This is a genomic window from Clostridium sp. KNHs205 (assembly GCF_000702945.1).
Classification (GTDB): domain Bacteria; phylum Bacillota; class Clostridia; order Lachnospirales; family Lachnospiraceae; genus Anaerocolumna.
Genome location: NZ_JNLE01000003.1, coordinates 4,303,384 through 4,321,240, shown reverse-complemented (window position 1 = coordinate 4,321,240; position 17,857 = coordinate 4,303,384). Strand labels below are relative to the sequence as shown.

19 protein-coding genes are annotated in these 17,857 nt (G+C 39.2%); all 19 read left to right on the top strand.

What is annotated here, in order from left to right; translation table 11 throughout:
• Position 1: 1 nt before the first annotated feature.
• The 19 genes from BR73_RS0117910 to BR73_RS0117820 all read left to right on the top strand — a co-directional run bounded on the left by BR73_RS0117910 (position 2) and on the right by BR73_RS0117820 (position 17,808).
• Entirely contained in the window at positions 2-385 is a 384-nt protein-coding gene (locus tag BR73_RS0117910) for a hypothetical protein (protein WP_033166663.1), read from the top strand.
• Between the two features lie 431 nt (positions 386-816).
• On the top strand, positions 817-1,074 hold the full coding sequence (locus tag BR73_RS0117905; protein ID WP_347463471.1) for a DUF6883 domain-containing protein: 258 nt from the start codon (positions 817-819) through the stop codon (positions 1,072-1,074).
• Positions 1,075-1,087: 13 nt separating this feature from the next.
• Positions 1,088-1,282, top strand: a complete 195-nt coding sequence (locus BR73_RS0117900; RefSeq protein WP_033166661.1) for a DUF4926 domain-containing protein — start codon at positions 1,088-1,090, stop codon at positions 1,280-1,282.
• A 192-nt stretch (positions 1,283-1,474) separates the two neighbouring features.
• Positions 1,475-1,780, top strand: a complete 306-nt coding sequence (locus BR73_RS0117895; RefSeq protein WP_033166660.1) for a hypothetical protein — start codon at positions 1,475-1,477, stop codon at positions 1,778-1,780.
• A 103-nt stretch (positions 1,781-1,883) separates the two neighbouring features.
• Positions 1,884-3,161, top strand: a complete 1,278-nt coding sequence (hisZ, locus tag BR73_RS0117890; RefSeq protein ID WP_033166659.1) for an ATP phosphoribosyltransferase regulatory subunit — start codon at positions 1,884-1,886, stop codon at positions 3,159-3,161.
• Between the two features lie 228 nt (positions 3,162-3,389).
• Positions 3,390-4,037 (top strand): ATP phosphoribosyltransferase, encoded by a 648-nt coding sequence (gene hisG, locus BR73_RS0117885; RefSeq protein ID WP_033166658.1) that lies wholly within the window; start codon positions 3,390-3,392, stop codon positions 4,035-4,037.
• A 20-nt stretch (positions 4,038-4,057) separates the two neighbouring features.
• Positions 4,058-5,359: a histidinol dehydrogenase gene (gene hisD / locus BR73_RS0117880; RefSeq protein ID WP_033166657.1), complete on the top strand. Its 1,302-nt coding sequence runs from the start codon at positions 4,058-4,060 to the stop codon at positions 5,357-5,359.
• A 123-nt stretch (positions 5,360-5,482) separates the two neighbouring features.
• Positions 5,483-6,073: an imidazoleglycerol-phosphate dehydratase HisB gene (gene hisB, locus BR73_RS0117875; protein ID WP_033166656.1), complete on the top strand. Its 591-nt coding sequence runs from the start codon at positions 5,483-5,485 to the stop codon at positions 6,071-6,073.
• A 162-nt stretch (positions 6,074-6,235) separates the two neighbouring features.
• A complete protein-coding gene (gene hisIE / locus BR73_RS28405; protein ID WP_081848702.1) occupies positions 6,236-7,540 on the top strand; it encodes a bifunctional phosphoribosyl-AMP cyclohydrolase/phosphoribosyl-ATP diphosphatase HisIE in 1,305 nt (434 codons plus the stop codon).
• 254 nt (positions 7,541-7,794) lie between these two features.
• A complete protein-coding gene (gene rimP, locus BR73_RS0117865; protein ID WP_033166655.1) occupies positions 7,795-8,262 on the top strand; it encodes a ribosome maturation factor RimP in 468 nt (155 codons plus the stop codon).
• A 43-nt stretch (positions 8,263-8,305) separates the two neighbouring features.
• Complete coding sequence (nusA, locus tag BR73_RS0117860; protein WP_033166654.1) at positions 8,306-9,358, top strand: transcription termination factor NusA; 1,053 nt, start codon at positions 8,306-8,308, stop codon at positions 9,356-9,358.
• Between the two features lie 62 nt (positions 9,359-9,420).
• Entirely contained in the window at positions 9,421-9,696 is a 276-nt protein-coding gene (locus BR73_RS0117855; RefSeq protein WP_033166653.1) for a YlxR family protein, read from the top strand.
• On the top strand, positions 9,686-10,060 hold the full coding sequence (locus tag BR73_RS0117850) for a ribosomal L7Ae/L30e/S12e/Gadd45 family protein (RefSeq protein ID WP_051685289.1): 375 nt from the start codon (positions 9,686-9,688) through the stop codon (positions 10,058-10,060). The genes BR73_RS0117855 and BR73_RS0117850 overlap by 11 nt, the downstream gene beginning before the upstream one ends.
• 14 nt (positions 10,061-10,074) lie before the next feature.
• Positions 10,075-13,338 carry a translation initiation factor IF-2 gene (gene infB, locus BR73_RS0117845; protein ID WP_033166652.1) on the top strand — a complete coding sequence of 1,088 codons (3,264 nt, stop codon included), beginning with the start codon at positions 10,075-10,077 and terminating at the stop codon, positions 13,336-13,338.
• 283 nt (positions 13,339-13,621) lie between these two features.
• Positions 13,622-14,017, top strand: a complete 396-nt coding sequence (rbfA, locus tag BR73_RS0117840; RefSeq protein ID WP_033166651.1) for a 30S ribosome-binding factor RbfA — start codon at positions 13,622-13,624, stop codon at positions 14,015-14,017.
• Between the two features lie 77 nt (positions 14,018-14,094).
• Positions 14,095-15,069 carry a bifunctional oligoribonuclease/PAP phosphatase NrnA gene (locus BR73_RS0117835; RefSeq protein WP_033166650.1) on the top strand — a complete coding sequence of 325 codons (975 nt, stop codon included), beginning with the start codon at positions 14,095-14,097 and terminating at the stop codon, positions 15,067-15,069.
• Positions 15,066-15,968 carry a tRNA pseudouridine(55) synthase TruB gene (gene truB, locus BR73_RS0117830; protein ID WP_033166649.1) on the top strand — a complete coding sequence of 301 codons (903 nt, stop codon included), beginning with the start codon at positions 15,066-15,068 and terminating at the stop codon, positions 15,966-15,968. Before BR73_RS0117835 ends, truB begins: the two co-directional genes overlap by 4 nt.
• 274 nt (positions 15,969-16,242) lie before the next feature.
• A complete protein-coding gene (locus BR73_RS0117825; protein ID WP_033166648.1) occupies positions 16,243-17,178 on the top strand; it encodes a bifunctional riboflavin kinase/FAD synthetase in 936 nt (311 codons plus the stop codon).
• A 165-nt stretch (positions 17,179-17,343) separates the two neighbouring features.
• Complete coding sequence (locus tag BR73_RS0117820) at positions 17,344-17,808, top strand: NUDIX domain-containing protein (protein ID WP_033166647.1); 465 nt, start codon at positions 17,344-17,346, stop codon at positions 17,806-17,808.
• Positions 17,809-17,857 lie beyond the last annotated feature (49 nt).

Below are 17,857 nucleotides of genomic sequence, written 5' to 3'. Positions count from 1 at the left end.
CATGATTAACGAAAAATATTACGATGGATTTGAAGGAGAAGTGGAAGTACTATTTTATTATTATGATAATAAGGGGAATCAAAATGGTTTCAGAATTTGGCAAGGATATTTTGAAACTCTATTGTCTGGATGTTTTTTAGCTGAACCGCTTAATACAGGTTTACTTAAAAGCTATATAACTCAAGAAGGTTTTTATGAGGAAAAGCCTTGGAAGGTATTGGATAATAAGACTGTTATTAATGAACTTAGCCAATTTAGTACGAGTAATTTGGAAATTGAATCTCTAGATATGATTAGGGAAGTAGAAGAATTGAAAAATGATTTAGTTGAAGTTGTAAATGAAGCAATAAATAATCAATATCAGGTTTTGGTTGATTATGACTAAAGATTAATTGCTATGTATGAACTAGAGAAAACATATCGTATAATGTGAATAAGTGGAAAAAACAGTTAGTAGACAAAGTCTACTGGCTGTTTTTTAAAAATCATAGTAATAAATTTAATTATGGTTATATTTGAGGACTTCCAACTCCCTAAATCCCAGTCTCTTAATTCAAAATCATGGCTCTCACGAAGTGACGTAATCCATGATATGAATTAAGGGAATTTAGCGTAAAAATTTGCATTGGGTATACTATCGGATTTTTAGGTGTAGTTCCAATACTCTCATAGGAGTTAAGGTTACAGGGCTGGATGAGGTTGATGTAATAAAGGGTGGCAGTAAAGCTTTAGAGAATGTATTGCCAAATGTAGATATCGCTACTATAAATGCAAATAAATTAACTGAATATGCACTAAATCCTGAGCATCCAGTTGGTGGAAATAAGGCAAAAGTTTTTTGAAAGTGCATTAGGATATAATCAATCGAATGCTGATGATTTAATGAGACAAATATATGATAAATTACCAAGTAATAAAGCAGTTTTAGGAAAACTAGACCAATATAGACAACGATATACTGTGGATATACCGATTACAGGACCAAACGGAAATACGGTAAATGTTAGAACTGGTTGGATTATTAAAACTGATTCGAATGTTCCAGAGTTAACAACAATTTTTGTGAAAGATTGATTGGAGGATATAGATGAAATTTAAGGAATGTGACACTGTCAAAATCATGAAAGACTATGATGAAGGGATTAAAAAGGGGGAAATAGGTGTAGTGATTATGGTGTTTGAAAAACCAAATGAAGCCTATGAGGTTGAAGTTCTGGATGAGGACGGTTGCGTTAAAACACAATGTACTCTTTTACCAGAGGAATTAGAATTGGTATTATGATAGAAGATAACGCTTATATGAATTTAAATTATGGTTATTCTTTAGGACTTCCAGCTACCTAAATCCCTGTCTCTTAATTCAGAATATCTCTTAGGACAATATCTTGATAGAGAAACTAGAGAAATCAAAGAGAGAAAGAAATCTAAGAACTGTTATCAGACTCCCAAAAGTGTTAGAAAGAGTATCAGCAAAATGATGGATTTGATTCGGTACAATGCAACAGAGATAAGCTATTGTAAGTGGATTACTCTGACCTATGCTGATGCAATGACAGACCATGAAAGGTCTACGAAGATGGAAAAATGTTTCTCGCTGAATCTGCTTGATGGAGAGGTATTATATGAAGGAAAAGCGAAAGAAGGGATTGGCAATTTTTTGTTGACAGTTAGCAGGCATTGTATTATAATTGTTTCACATCTATATGCTAATGAATTATCACGTTACCATGTTAAAGTAATTGGAAAACTCTTAATAAAAAAAGAAATTTGTTTATATTAAAGATTAGAATTTAGGTTGATAAGAGTCTCATAAATTGGTAATATTTATTCATAAAGTTATTAATGATGGATGTAAAATTTGAGTAGAAAGAACAGGTATGTCAATGAAAGAGAAATTATTGCATACACCGGAAGGTGTCAGGGATATTTATAACCATGAATGTGAAAGAAAGCTAATTTTACAGGATAAGCTGCATCATGTTATGGGACTGCACGGTTTTCGTGATATTCAGACGCCTACCTTTGAATTTTTTGATATTTTCAGTCAGGAACGTGGGACTGTACCTCCAAAGGATATGTATAAATTTGTTGACAGAGACGGAAATACACTGGTCTTAAGACCGGATATCACTCCCTCCATTGCCAGGTGTGCTGCTAAATATTACAAAGATGAGTCCCTTCCCATTCGTTTATGCTATATGGGAAGTATTTTTATAAATAACACAAGTTATCAGGGAAAACTAAAAGAATTTACACAGCTTGGAGCAGAGCTGATCAACGATCCCTCTGTCAATGCAGATGCGGAAATGCTGGCCCTTACCATAGAATGTTTATTGGAGACCGGTCTTAAAGAGTTTCAGGTCGAGATCGGAGAAGCAGGCTTCTTCTATGGGCTGACGGAGGAAGCAGGTTTCAGTGAAGAGGAAGAAGCAGTGCTTCGAAATCTTATTGAAGAAAAGAATATGTTTGGTGTTGAGGAGCTTATTTCAGGAAAAGAAATTAGCAAAGAATTAAAGAAAGCTTTCCTGACTTTACCGGAGCTGTTTGGCTCTCTTGACAGACTTTCCGAAGCGAAAACACTGACAAAAAATGAAAAGGCTCTGAAAGCAATTCAAAGATTAGAAGAATTATACGAGATACTTACTATCTATGGATTGGAAAAATATATTACTTTTGACCTTGGTATGTTAAGCCAGTACAATTACTATACAGGAATCATATTCAGAGCATATACCTATGGTACCGGTGACATCATTGCCAGTGGAGGTCGATATGACAATCTGGTGGGACAGTTTGGGAAGGATGCATCGGCAATCGGTATAGCTATCCTGATGGATCAGTTAATGACAGCATTAATGAGACAGAAAATTACCATAAAGACGAAAACTGAGAATACACTTATATTGTATCGTAAGGAATTTATGAAGACTGCGATATTACTGGCCAATCAATTTCGCAGTCAGGATATGAATATTGAACTGCTTCAGGCAGAGAAGGAGCATGCCCTTTTTGCTTATGTAGATTATTGCAGACGAAGCAGCATTGGTGGCATTTTATTCTTTGATAAGGAGAACAGTGTTGAAGTTATAAATTGTCTTACCGGAGAGAGAAATACTGCTAATCTCAAAGAGTTTTTAAATAGTGAAAATATATCACTGTAATTTGAATTACAGGAACTGCCTTATAAACGATACAGGCTGGAGGATGCTGTATTATTGCGGCAGTATTACCACAAATTATAAAAAGAGGAATTTATCCTGATAGATATATTAATAGTAATGCTAGTGATGATTGATTGTAATAGAAAGGATACTGCAAGGAAAGTAATGTCTTTCCGCGGATATTGAGAAGAAGAAAACTCTATCTATCCGTATGCAGTACGTGAAGTGATGAGATACTTAACATTTGCTTTGGCCAAAGGCAGACTGGCAAAAAAGACAATGGAAATATTAGAGCAGGTGGGGTATACCTGTGAGGAAATGAAAGATCCGGATTCCAGAAAGCTGATTTTTGTAAACGAAGAACAGAAAATAAAAGTATTTCTGGCAAAAGCCAATGATGTTCCTACCTATGTGGAATATGGTGCTGCCGATATCGGTGTTGTAGGTAAAGATACCATTCTGGAAGAAGGACGCAAGCTTTATGAAGTCATAGACCTGGGAATCGGTAAATGCCGGATGTGCGTGGCAGGCCCGGCTTCGGCAAGAGAACTGCTGCAGCATGGAGAACTGATCCGTGTTGCAACAAAATATCCAGGCATCGCCAAAGACTATTTTTATAACAAAAAACATCAGACTGTTGAGATTATCAAATTAAACGGTTCCATTGAGCTGGCACCCATTGTTGGATTATCAGAAGTAATCGTAGATATCGTAGAAACCGGCTCAACCTTAAAGGAAAATGGACTGGAAGTACTGGAGGAAATCTGTACTCTCTCAGCCCGAATGGTAGTTAATCAGGTCAGCATGAAAATGGAACAGGAAAGAATCAATAAACTGATTACGGATTTAAGGGAAGTACTGGCTAGACAAAAATAAGAAAAAATGAGGTGGAAAGTATGAGAATAGCCAAATTAAACCAAGATATAAAAGAAGATATTCTTAAAAACCTGCTGAAAAGAAGCCCTAACCAGTATGAAACCTATGAAAAAGCAGTTGCTGAGATTATAGAAGCAGTAAAAGCACAGGGAGATAAGGCGGTTTTTGATTATACCAAACGTTTTGATAAAGCAGATCTTTATACAGCGGGTATCCGTGTTACAGAGAAAGAAATAGAGGAGGCTTACAGCCTTGTAGATCCTGAAATCATTCGGGTTATCAGAAGATCGGCAGAGAATATCCGGGTCTATCACAATAAGCAGAAACAGTACAGCTGGTTTGACAGTGAACCCAACGGTATTATTTTAGGACAGAAGGTTACCCCTCTGGCATCAGTAGGAGTATATGTTCCGGGAGGAAAAGCAGCATACCCATCTTCCGTATTAATGAATGTCATACCGGCAAAGGTGGCCGGAGTAGAGAAAATAGTAATGACAACTCCTCCGGATAAAGACGGTAAAATATATGCCGGTACTCTGGTAGCTGCAAAAGAAGCCGGTGTAACGGAAATCTATAAGGTGGGAGGTGCTCAGGCTATTGCAGCCCTTGCTCACGGAACGGAATCAATCCCTAAGGTTGATAAAATCGTTGGACCCGGAAATATCTATGTAGCACTGGCTAAGAAAGCAGTTTACGGACATGTAAGCATTGACTCCATTGCCGGACCAAGTGAAATCCTTGTACTTGCCGATGAAACTGCGAATCCCAGGTATGTGGCTGCTGACCTTTTATCTCAGGCAGAGCATGATGAGCTGGCAAGTGCCATTCTCATTACAACCAGCGAAGAACTTGCGAATAAGGTATCAGAAGAAGTAGATAAGTTTACCCAGGTCCTGTCAAGAAAAGAAATCATACAGAAATCCCTTGATAATTATGGTTATATACTAATTGCAGAAGATCTTGATGAAGCAGTGGATACAGCGAATGAAATCGCTTCAGAACACCTGGAAATCCTTACAAAGGATCCGTTTACCCTTATGACAAAGATTAAGAATGCGGGAGCCATCTTCCTGGGAGAATACAGCAGTGAGCCTCTTGGGGATTATTTTGCAGGACCTAATCATGTACTGCCGACCAATGGAACAGCGAAATTCTTTTCTCCCTTAAGTGTGGATGACTATATTAAGAAATCCAGTATTATCTCCTATACAAAAGAGGCCCTTCAGCCGGTATATGAAGATATCGTACGTTTTGCCAATGCAGAGGGTCTTACTGCCCATGCTAATTCTATCGCAGTACGTTTTGAACAGGGACAGAAGTAGTCAAGGACTATTAAAACATAAGTTTCAATGGCAGGAGAGCATACTATAACTATGTGAAAGTTATGTAAACGGAGAGCTGCAGGCAAGGAGAAGCTGTAACAGGCAGCAGATTGAGAGGTTGTAATGGAGAGAACGGTAAATATCAGCAGAAAAACGAAAGAAACGGATATTAATCTGACATTAAGTCTGGATGGCGGTGGTAATTCGGAGATAAAGACCGGAATCGGTTTCTTTGACCATATGCTGGAGGGTTTCGCCAGACACGGTTTTTTTGATTTGAAATTAAATACCATAGGCGACCTGTTTGTGGACGGACACCACACAGTGGAAGATACGGGAATTGTGCTTGGGCAGGCAATCAGGCAGGCCCTTGGAGATAAAAATGGAATTAGGAGATTTGGCAGCTCCATGCTCCCCATGGATGAAACATTGGTGCTTTGTGCTGTTGATTTATCCGGCAGACCCTATCTGGTCTGTGACTTGGGGGAACTGGCACCTGCAGTTGGAGAATTGGACACAGAACTTATTCAGGAGTTCTTTTATGCCATTTCCTACAGTGCGGGAATGAATCTTCATATTAAGAAAATACATGGCGGGAATACACATCATATTATTGAAGCGGCTTTTAAAGCCTTTGCCAAAGCTCTTGATGAAGCTTCGGCTTTTGATCCCAGAATTACTGGAGTATTGTCTACAAAGGGTATGGTAGAATAATATCTGAAAAGCGATGTTGAATTTGTACCCTGCCGCACTTCTTATTCAGACAGTGCCATAAACAGAGGTGTTGCAGTGAGGATAGGTGTTAATGTGAATTAATATAAATCAAATACACATCTTGATTTGTATGTGTGCCAAAGCACGCAGATGGGAGTTAGTATGTATAAGAAAATAGTACCTTGGCTGGTTTATGAAAAAGACAAAGCAGAGGATTTTATTAAAGCAGGAATTCATCATGAAGCCGCAGGAGCAGATGAACTTTATACCAGTGCCGAAACACAGGACTATTCCCTAAGTGAGGAATATTTAAAAGCAGTGTTGGAACTGGCAAAGCAAATTGACATTCCCATTCTTGTAAATATTTTTGCTGAGCGTTTTGAAGACGTAAAAAAAGCACTCTATACCGGTGCATATGCGGTAACCGTTAAAATAACCGATATTTATAAAATTAATACCAGAGCAGGTGCTGAAGCTGGAAATAAAGCAGTAAAAGAAGCAGTAGCCAGATTTGGTTGTGAAAAGCTGTACCTTGAAGTGGGAGACAATGAAGATGCTCAGACTGTCAAGGCGCTGACGTCTGAATTGGGTATAGACAGGCTATTACTTGTAGAAACAGATTCCGGTAATGACTTTAATGCCTATTGCAAGCAATTCACCGAAGGCTATCAGAAACATTTCATAAAAAGCGAGTCCTTAACAGTAGCGGATAAAACAGATTTGACAGCTTATCTGTCGGGAGATAAAATCGAAGGCCTCGTAGCAACCAATTTTGGGGGCAGGGATTTGCAAAGTGTTAAAAAGGATTTAAAAGAATACGGGATCTCTGTTAATACTTATGATAGCCGTATATCCTTCGCTGATATGAAATTAAATAGTGACGGACTGCTGCCGGTTGTTGTACAGGATTATAAGACAAAGGATGTGCTGATGGTTGCCTATATGAATGAGGAAGCCTTTTCACTTACCGTATCAACAGGAAGGATGACTTATTACAGCAGAAGCCGCAAAAAGCTATGGCTTAAAGGTGAAACTTCAGGTCATTTCCAATATGTCAAAGCTCTGACTCTGGATTGTGATAAAGATACCCTTTTAGCGAAGGTCAGACAGGTTGGCCCTGCCTGCCATACAGGAAGTCTTAGCTGTTTTTTTGAGGAAGCAGTTAAGAAACCCTATGATGACACCAATCCATCAACGGTCTTAAAGGATGTATATGATGTTATCCTGGATCGTAAGGAGCATCCAAAAGAGGGGTCTTACACGAATTATCTTTTTGACAAGGGAATAGATAAGATTCTAAAAAAATGCGGAGAAGAGGCAGCAGAAATAATCATTGCAGCTAAAAACCCCGATGCTGCAGAATTAAAATATGAGATTTCTGACTATTTATATCATCTCATGGTGCTTATGGCTCAGTGCGGATTGGACTGGAAAGATATTATGAAGGAACTCTCCCATAGAAGATAAGATTCAGATGCTTAAGAGTTCCGTCAGCAAGGGAACCATACCGGCTGGGTTAAGAGTATTATAACATTTGTATAAGTGTATATAGGGGGCAAATTTGGACTACAATAGTACCAGACCGGATTTTAAGCTAATTGGGAAATAATACTTGCTTTCTTGTTGACATAGTGATATAATAAGAAATTGAGAGTGTAAAAGTTTTGGAAAGAGTGGACGAAAGTCCACTCTTTGTATTTATAGAAAGGTTCAGGTGGGAAATGGCTAAGAAAGAAGATTACGAACAGAAGACAGAGAAGTTATTGGAGCCGATTATTGCAGAGCATCAATTTGAACTGGTGGATGTGGAATATGTAAAAGAAGGCAGCAACTGGTACTTAAGAGCTTATATAGATAAAGAAGGCGGAATAACAGTGGATGACTGCGAGATTGTCAGCAGAATCTTAAGTGATCTGCTGGATAAACATGATTTCATACCAGATGCCTATATCTTAGAGGTCAGCTCACCGGGCCTTGGCAGACAGCTGAAAAAAGAGAAAGACTTTAAGAGAAGCCTTGGTAAAGAAGTTGATGTAAAGCTTTACAAAGCAATTGAGAAGCAAAAGCAGTTTACTGGCATTTTAAAGGATTATAACGATGAAACAATAACTCTTGAGTTTGAAGAGGAAGAAACGCTTGCGATCCCAAGGCAGAATATATCCTTAATCCGCCTTGCGTTTGATTTTTGACAATGGACTATAAAGCAGGAGAAAAGAGGAGGATTCACAGAAAATGAACAATAACAAAGAGTTAATTGACGCATTAAATCAGATTGAAAGAGAAAAGGATATCAGTAAGGAAATTCTGCTGGAAGCCATGGAGAATTCACTAGTTGCGGCCTGTAAAAACCATTTCGGAAAAGCAGATAATATAAGGGTCAACATCAATCGTGATACCGGTGCGGTAAATGTCTATGCGGAGAGAGAAATCGTAGAGACTGTAACCGACCCTGTTACACAGATCAGTGTAGTCGAAGCCAGACTGAAATTCCCCAGAAATGATATCGGAGATGTTGTTAATGTGGAAGTAACTCCCAAGAATTTCGGACGTATTGCTGCTCAGAAGGCAAAACAGGTAGTAGTACAAAAAATAAGGGAAGAAGAGAGGAAAGTACTATTTAACCAGTATTACAGTAAAGAAAAAGATTTAGTAACCGGTATTGTACAACGCTATGTAGGAAATAATGTAAGTATTAACCTTGGTAAGGTAGATGCAGTTCTTACAGAGAATGAGCAGGTAAGAGGTGAGCATTTCAGACCCACTGACCGCATAAAGTTATATGTACTGGAAGTAAAGGATACTACAAAGGGACCTAAGATTACCGTGTCCAGAACTCATCCTGAATTGGTAAAAAGACTGTTTGAGTCAGAAGTTGCCGAAGTAAAGGATGGAACGGTAGAGATAAAGAGTATCTCAAGAGAAGCAGGTTCCAGAACTAAGATTGCAGTATATTCCAACAATGCGGATGTGGATCCTGTTGGTGCCTGTGTAGGTATCAACGGTGCGAGAGTAAATGCAATTGTCAGTGAGCTTAGGGGTGAGAAAATCGACATCATTAACTGGAGCGAAGATCCTGCTATTCTTATTGAGAATGCATTAAGTCCTGCAAAGGTCGTTGCGGTATCTGTTGACGAAGAAGAGAAAAGTGCCCGTGTAATCGTGCCTGATTATCAACTTTCCCTTGCAATCGGAAAAGAAGGTCAGAATGCACGTCTTGCAGCAAGACTGACCGGTTTTAAGATTGATATCAAGAGTGAAACACAGGCAGACGAAATCGGCTGGTAAACAGTTGGCACAAATAGTGCCAGGAAATTTTATCGCCGTAAACAGTTGAATGAAAGGAAAATATGGCAACAGTAAAAAAAATTCCCCAAAGGCAATGTATCGGCTGTGGTGAGATGAAGAATAAAAAAGAAATGATCCGTGTTATTAAAACACCGGAGGATATGATCATGCTCGATGTCACAGGCAAAAAGAACGGCAGAGGCGCGTATATGTGCAAGTCTTTAGATTGTTTTGCCAAGGCAGCAAAGAGCAAAGGCCTTGAAAGGTCCCTAAAAGTGAATATTCCGGCAGAGGTGTATGAGGAATTGAAAAAGGAGCTGAACGGACTTGGCATATGAAAAAAATAGAACAAAAGTATTATCTTATATCGGTTTGGCAACAAAAGCAGGTAAACTTTTAAGCGGCGAATTTCTTACGGAAAAAACCGTGAAAGAAGGAAAAGCAAAGCTTGTGATTGTAGCTGACGACTCGTCGGATAACACAAAAAAAATGTTTACCAATATGTGTACTTACTATAAAGTGCCGATTTACTTTTTTGGTGAAAAGACAGAACTTGGTCATGCTATTGGTAAAGAATTCAGGGCTTCCCTGGTTCTAACGGACAAAGGCCTGGCTGACATGGTAGAAAAGCAACTGAACATAAACAACGATGAAACATGTGAGAAACTGCAAACAAGCAGCGATGACATGAGTCATAATTAGTGGAGGTAGTAAGTATGGCTAAAATTAAAATATATGAACTTGCAAAAGAAATCAATGCACACAGTAAAGACATCGTAGGCTTTCTTAATGAGAAAGGTGTGGACGTCAAAAGCCACATGAGCAGCATCGAGGATAAGGAGATAGGCATGGTAAAAGGGCATTTTGCTCCGAAAGCAAATCAAGCTGAAAAACCTGCTTCAGTAGAGGCAGCAGCAATCAAGGAGGATAAGACGGAGACTGTCGCTTTTAACCAGGGTAACAAATCTCAGGGTGGTAATACATCAAACGGCTCTAACGGTCAAAGAACCGGTTCTTCTGAACACAACAATCAATACAACAACCGTTCCTCCTACCAGGGACAGAGAAATGACAGGGATGGAAACAGACCTTATCAGGGACAGAGAACAGGGGATAATGCAGGAAGACCTCAGCAGCAGGGACAAAGACCTGACAGAGAAGGTTTTACAAGATCCCAAGGTTCCAGATATGACAATAACCAGGGTGGAAACAGACCTTACCAGGGACAGAGACCTGACAATAATCAGAGATCTGATCAGGGACAAAGACCTGACAGAGAAGGCTTTACAAGAGCACAGGGTCAGAATTCAGGATACCGTCAGGGCGGACAGAATAACCAGAACCGTCCTTACAATAACAATCGTCCTCAAGGTCAGCCTTATCAGCAAGGGCAGGGTACTGGAGAAAGTACCGGACAGAATGACAGAGGCGGTTACAATCAGGGTTATAACAACAACGGAACAGGCGGAAACAGACCTTATAATAATAATGGCGGAAGCAGTTCTTATAATAATGGTGGAAACAGACCCTATAATAACAACGGTGGAAACAGCTCTTATAATAATGGCGGAAACAGACCCTATAACAATAATGGAACTGGTGGAAACAGACCTTATAACAACAATGGGACAGGTGGAAACAGACCTTATAACAATAATGGCGGAAACAGTTCTTATAACAACAACGGAACAGGTGGAAACAGACCTTATAATAACAATGGAACAGGCGGAAACAGACCTTATAACAACAATGGCGGAAGCAGTTCCTATAATAATAACGGAAGCGGACAGGGGCAATATAACCGTAACAATGACGGACAGAGCCGCCCTTACAATAATAACAGACCTAACAATGGTGGCGGACAAAGACCGGCGGGCAGCGGTAATGGTTTCAGACCCGGTGGAAATTATCAGGGCAGACCAGGCGGAAATCAATCCTATGACAGATTTGGCGGCATGAATAAGGATAAAGATGAAGTAAGTGGTGACAACAGAAAGAGAAGCACCAGCAGCAGAACAGATTCCACAAAGAAATTTGATGGACCTATCGGTATGTCAAGAAGTGATTCTGCTGGAACCAGAAACAGCAGGGCTAATAAAAATACTAAAAACACAAAAAGTAATTATGATAGAAATTTCGAAGATAACAGCAATGAAATTAAATTACCTAAAAAGGGACAATTCATTAAACCTAAGGTAGTTCAGCAGGATGCTAAAGAGGATGAAATCAAGACAATTGTAATTCCTGAAATTCTTACAATTAAAGAACTGGCTGACAAGATGAAGATGCCGGCAGCTACCCTTGTAAAGAAATTATTCCTTGCTGGAAAGATGGTTTCCATTAACCAGGAAATTACTTTCGAGGAAGCAGAAGAGATTGCCATTGAATATGAAATTATTGCTGAACATGAAGTTTTGGTGGATGTTATTGAAGAACTCTTAAAAGAAGAAGAAGAAGATACGGATAAATTAGAGAAGAGACCTCCTGTAGTGTGTGTTATGGGTCATGTTGACCACGGTAAGACTTCACTCCTTGATGCAATCAGAGAAACCCATGTAACCTCTCATGAAGCAGGCGGTATCACACAGCATATCGGTGCTTATGTGGTAGAGGTAAACGGCGAGAAGATAACCTTCCTTGATACTCCGGGTCATGAAGCTTTCACTTCTATGAGAATGCGTGGTGCACAGTCTACAGATATAGCAATTCTTGTAGTTGCTGCCGATGACGGTGTAATGCCCCAGACCATAGAGGCTATCAGCCATGCTAAAGCAGCAGGAATACAGATTATCGTTGCTATTAATAAGATAGATAAACCCAGTGCAAACATCGAACGTGTGAAACAGGAATTAACGGAATATGAACTGGTAGCAGAAGATTGGGGCGGTGATACTGTATTTGTACCTGTATCTGCTCATACAAGAGAAGGTATTGAACAGCTGCTTGAGATGATTGTATTAACCTCAGACTTGGTTGAGTTAAAAGCAAATCCCAACAGAAATGCCAGAGGTATTGTTATAGAGGCAGAGCTTGATAAGGGAAGAGGACCTGTTGCAACAGTTCTTATACAAAAAGGTACCCTTCATGTTGGAGATTCCATAGCGATAGGTTCGGCTTATGGTAAAGTCAGAGCAATGATGGATGATAAGGGTAGAAGAGTAGCAGAAGCAACACCTTCTACACCTGTTGAGATTCTTGGTTTAAATGAAGTACCTGCTGCCGGTGAGATTTTCATGGCAACTAATACAGAAAAAGAAGCAAGAGCTATCTCTGAAACTTATATTTCCCAGGGCAGAGAGAAACTTCTTGCTGATACCAAAGCAAAACTTTCCCTTGACGGTTTATTTTCACAGATTAAAGCTGGAAATGTAAAAGAACTGAATCTTATTATCAAAGCAGATGTTCAGGGTTCTGTTGAAGCTATGAAACAGAGTCTTGTAAAACTCAGCAATGATGAAGTTGCAGTCAGAGTAATTCACGGTGGTGTTGGTGCTATCAACGAATCCGATGTAAATCTCGCAAGTGCTTCCAATGCTATTATTATTGGATTTAACGTACGTCCTGATAATGTTGCAAAAGAAAAAGCAGACAGCGAGAAAGTAGATTTAAGACTTTACAGAGTTATTTATAATGCTATTGAGGATGTAGAGTCAGCTATGAAGGGTATGTTAGAGCCTATCTATGAAGAAAAAGTTATCGGTCATGCAGAAGTCCGTCAGGTATTTAAAGCTTCCGGCCTTGGTATCATTGCAGGTTCTTATGTACTTGATGGTAAGATTCAAAGAGGCAGCCTTGCAAGAATAACCAGGGAAGGTGAAAAGATATATGAAGGTTCCCTTGCGTCCTTAAAACGTTTCAAAGATGACGTGAAGGAAGTTGCTACCGGATATGAATGCGGTCTGGTATTTGAGAAATTTAATGATATCAAAGAATTTGACCAGGTAGAGCTGTATATCATGGAAGAAGTTCCGAGAAAATAATTATAACCGAAGTGATACTTCGTAAATAACCTTGCGCCATGGGGAGAGAAGAACAGGCTTAATCCTTATGGCGCAAAGTATAGGTTATATGTAAAAGTACTCAGACAGGAGATGGTGTGGAAATATAAAGCGATTTCCACTTCTCATGCTTCTTATTTGGGCTGTACCGCAAGTGTCTTGTGGTATGCCTAGATGTTAGATTGAAAAAACAAAAGACAGTTTTTTCAATTGCGAATTCAGGAATATCACATGAAAAATTTGATATTCACGAAAGGGGTTTATAATGAGAAAGAACAGCATTAAGAATACACGTATTAACGGCGAAGTTCAAAGAGAACTGAGTCAGTTAATAAACAGGGAAATTAAAGATCCAAGAATACATCCCATGACTACTGTAGTGGCAGTTGATGTAGCACCTGATTTAAAACATGCAAGGGTTTATATCAGTGTTCTTGGTAATGAAGAGGAACAAAAAAGCACACTTGCAGGGCTTAGAAGCGCAGCACCTTATATGAGAGGCCAGCTGGCAAAAACGGTAAACTTAAGAAATACCCCTGAGTTAACCTTTGTTATTGATCAGTCTATTGAGTATGGTGTGAATATGTCCCATCTTATCAATGAGGTTACAAAGGATTTAAAAACAGAGGAAGATATAAAAGAAGAGGAAGAAGAAAGCTAAATTGTATAGGCAAATGAAAGCTGGTATAGTATAATCAGCTTAATGAATACAGTTACAGGAACAGGGAGGTAAGTTGGATGGATTTGCTGAAAGAAGTGGGGAATGCAAGATCAATCGGAATAGCCGGGCATATGAGGCCGGACGGGGACTGTGCCGGTTCCTGTCTGGCCCTATACCGTTATTTAAGCCAGATTAAAAAAGATGCACAAATAGACCTTTATCTGGAACCCATAGCAGATAAATTACAAATTACAGAAGATTCCCTCAGAGTAAAACAGGAGAATGAAGAGGGAAGAATCTATGATGTCTTTATTTCACTGGACAGCGGAAGTATAGACAGACTTGGATTTGCAGAAGAATATTTTAAGAATTCTATCAAAACAATTAATATTGATCATCATATCAGCAACACGAACTTTGGACAGGTTAATTACGTGGCACATGATGCCAGCTCTACCTGTGAAGTATTATATGAGCTGATGGACAAGGATTATATTGATCTTTCCATAGCAAAAGCATTATATATGGGAATCATACATGATACCGGAGTCTTTAAACACAGCAATACCACCAAGAGAACGATGGAGATTGCAGGTGCTTTGATTGAAAAAGGAGTTCCCTTTTCCGATATGATAGATAATACCTTTTACCGAAAGGATTATCACCAGAATCAGGTACTTGGCAGATGTCTTCTGGAAAGTATCCTGCTGCTGAAGGGAAAATGCATCGTGTCCTGTGTAAGCAGAAAAATGATGGAGTTTTATGAAGTTCAGTCTGCAGATTTGGATGGCATTGTAGACCAGCTTCGTATAACCAAAGGAGTAGAAGTTGCTATTCTTATTTATGAGGCAGATATTCACGAGTATAAGGTCAGCTTAAGATCTAATGGCATAGTGGATGTGCGTAAGATTGCCGTTTACTTTGGTGGAGGCGGTCATATAATGGCAGCCGGCTGTACAATGAAAGGAACCCTTCATGATGTATTCAATAATCTGACACCTCACATTGAATATCAGCTGGAAAATAATGAAGGAACAGGAGCAGGTCTTTGATTAACGGAATTATCAATGTTTATAAAGAAAAAGGATATACCTCCCATGATGTAGTTGCAAAACTACGGGGAATATTAAAGCAAAAGAAAATCGGACATACTGGTACCTTGGATCCGGATGCAGAAGGTGTCCTGCCGGTCTGCCTTGGAAACGCTACAAAACTGTGTGATATACTGACAGACCGCAGTAAGACCTATCAGGCGGTGCTGCTCCTTGGTACTACTACGGATACCCAGGATATAACAGGAACAGTTTTATCACAGAGACCAGTAATGGCAGGGGAAGAAGAAATCAGAAAAGCTGTTCTTTCCTTTCAGGGTTCCTATGCTCAGATTCCTCCTATGTATTCTGCGTTAAAGATTGGTGGCAAGCGCCTCTATGAGCTGGCAAGAGAAGGGATAGAGGTTCCCAGAGAAGCCCGTAAGGTTGAGATACATAGTATTGAAATTGAAGAGCTTGACATCTTAACAGGGCAGGTAACAATAACAGTAGGTTGTTCCAAAGGCACCTATATAAGAACCCTGTGCCATGATATAGGAGAACAGCTCGGCTGCGGAGGTTGTATGAAAAGCCTGCTCCGTACCAGAGCCGGAGAGTTTCATATAAGTAAAAGCTTGAAAATAAATGAAATAGCAGATAAAATAAATGAGGGTAATCTGGACGAATATATAAAAAAAGCAGATGAAATGTTTGCCGGATATCCCGGAATTAATGTAAAGCAGGAATTTGATAAGCAGTTATATAACGGCAATTTCCTATCAGCTGATCAAATAATTCAAGAGGATATCGATATTTCTGCTGAAAGAATCAGAGTATATGACTGGCAGGGTAATTTTGTCGGACTATATGAAGGCCGTCCTGATGAAAGAATAATGAAACCTTATAAAATGTTTTTGTAGCATCAATACAGAGAAGATATTATTTTCATAGTAATTATGTAAATGGACGTAAGTGTGAAGGAGCATCCTCGCACAGAAGAATGCTAAAATGAGTACAGAGGGTACTCATATCATAGTTTCTTAAGAATTTGATGCCGAAAAAACAAACCGGCGTCTTGTCAGAAAGAGTGGAAGAAAATTTATTATTGAAAGGGTGCCACATTGAGCTTCTCTCACTCTATTTTATTAGTGGCAGTATCGCAGGCCTGCCTGCGGTATGCAATAGGTAGAAAGTATGGAATATATAGCAGGCAGAACGGATTTTGAATTAAAGAACAGTGCGGTTACTTTGGGTAAATTTGATGGATTGCATTCCGGTCATCAACTGCTCCTACAAAAAATCACAGAGCAGAAGAAAAACGGATTAAATGCAGTGGTGTTCACTTTTCTCTATCATCCCGGTAACCTGCTTTCAGATAGAGAAATGGAATTAATTTATACAGAAGATGAGAAGCAATGTATCATCGACCAGTATGGAGTCGATGTAATGATATCCTATCCGTTTACGGAAGAAACCAGATCAATGGAACCAGAGCATTTTATAGAAGAGATACTGGTAAAGAAACTGGATGCAAAATATATTGTGGTAGGCTCAGATTTCTGTTTTGGAAAGAATAGAAGAGGTAATACTGCAATGTTAGCAGAGTATGCCTCTAAATATAACTATAAACTCGAAGTTATTACCAAGAAAAAAAATGCTGATGAAGAGATCAGCAGCTCCTGTATCCGTAAGCAGATCAGTGAAGGAAACATGGAGAATGTAGTGAAACTTCTTGGAAGACCTTTTTCTGTAATGGGAGAGGTAATGCATGGACGTAAGATCGGCCGTACCATTGGTTTTCCCACTACAAATCTTATGCCTGACAAATCAAAGCTGCTGCCACCGGATGGAGTCTATGTATCCCTTACTACAATAGATGGGAAAGATTATCCCGGGATTACCAACATCGGACATAATCCTACAGTAGGCACGACTCCCGAGAAAAGGGTAGAGACTTTCCTCTTTGATTATGATCAGGAGCTATATGGTAAATTTATTCAGGTTTCTTTACTCAGCAGAACAAGAAAAGAAGAAACCTTTGGTTCTTTGGAAGAATTGAAAGCACAGATGGATATTGATCTGGCAGACGGAAGAAAGTATTTTTCAGATTTGGGGCTGCTTAAAGGATAAATTGATTGACAGGATGAAAGCAGAAGATGTTTTCATCCTTATTCTTTATCAGTTGTAATATACGGAAGATGGTATTACTTTGTATAAATTTTAGTTAAATCAATACCCACTGCTGCGTTTATCAACCAGCATGCATATCAATACACATTCATGAAAGGAGTTAATATGAAACCGATTCGTAACAGTGTTAAGGCAATTATTATCGAGAATGGGAAAGTATTATTGAATAAATGCGACTTTAATGATGGTAAAACGTCATATCTTTTTAGCGGAGGTGGACAAGAAATCGGTGAAACCTTCGTTGAGACCTTAAAACGTGAATGTCTGGAGGAATTGGGAGCACAGGTAAGCGTAGGAGAACTGGTTTGGGTTCGGGAATACATAGGGAAAAACCATCAGTTTGCGGAAAGTGACTCAGATATGCATCAAATAGAGTATTATTTTACCTGTAAACTTGAAACACCGGTAGACCTGTCAAAAGCAACGAATCTTGATACCGTACAGGTGGGAGTTGAGTGGCTGGACTTATCAAAGTTAAAAGAATACACCATATATCCTGCTGCAATGGCAGAATGTATGGATGAAAACGGTAAGATAATATCTCCAATATACGTGGGAGATGTTAATTAGACTGTTAGCTATTCAGTGATTCCAGTCCGGCATCCTTTTCTAGATATAA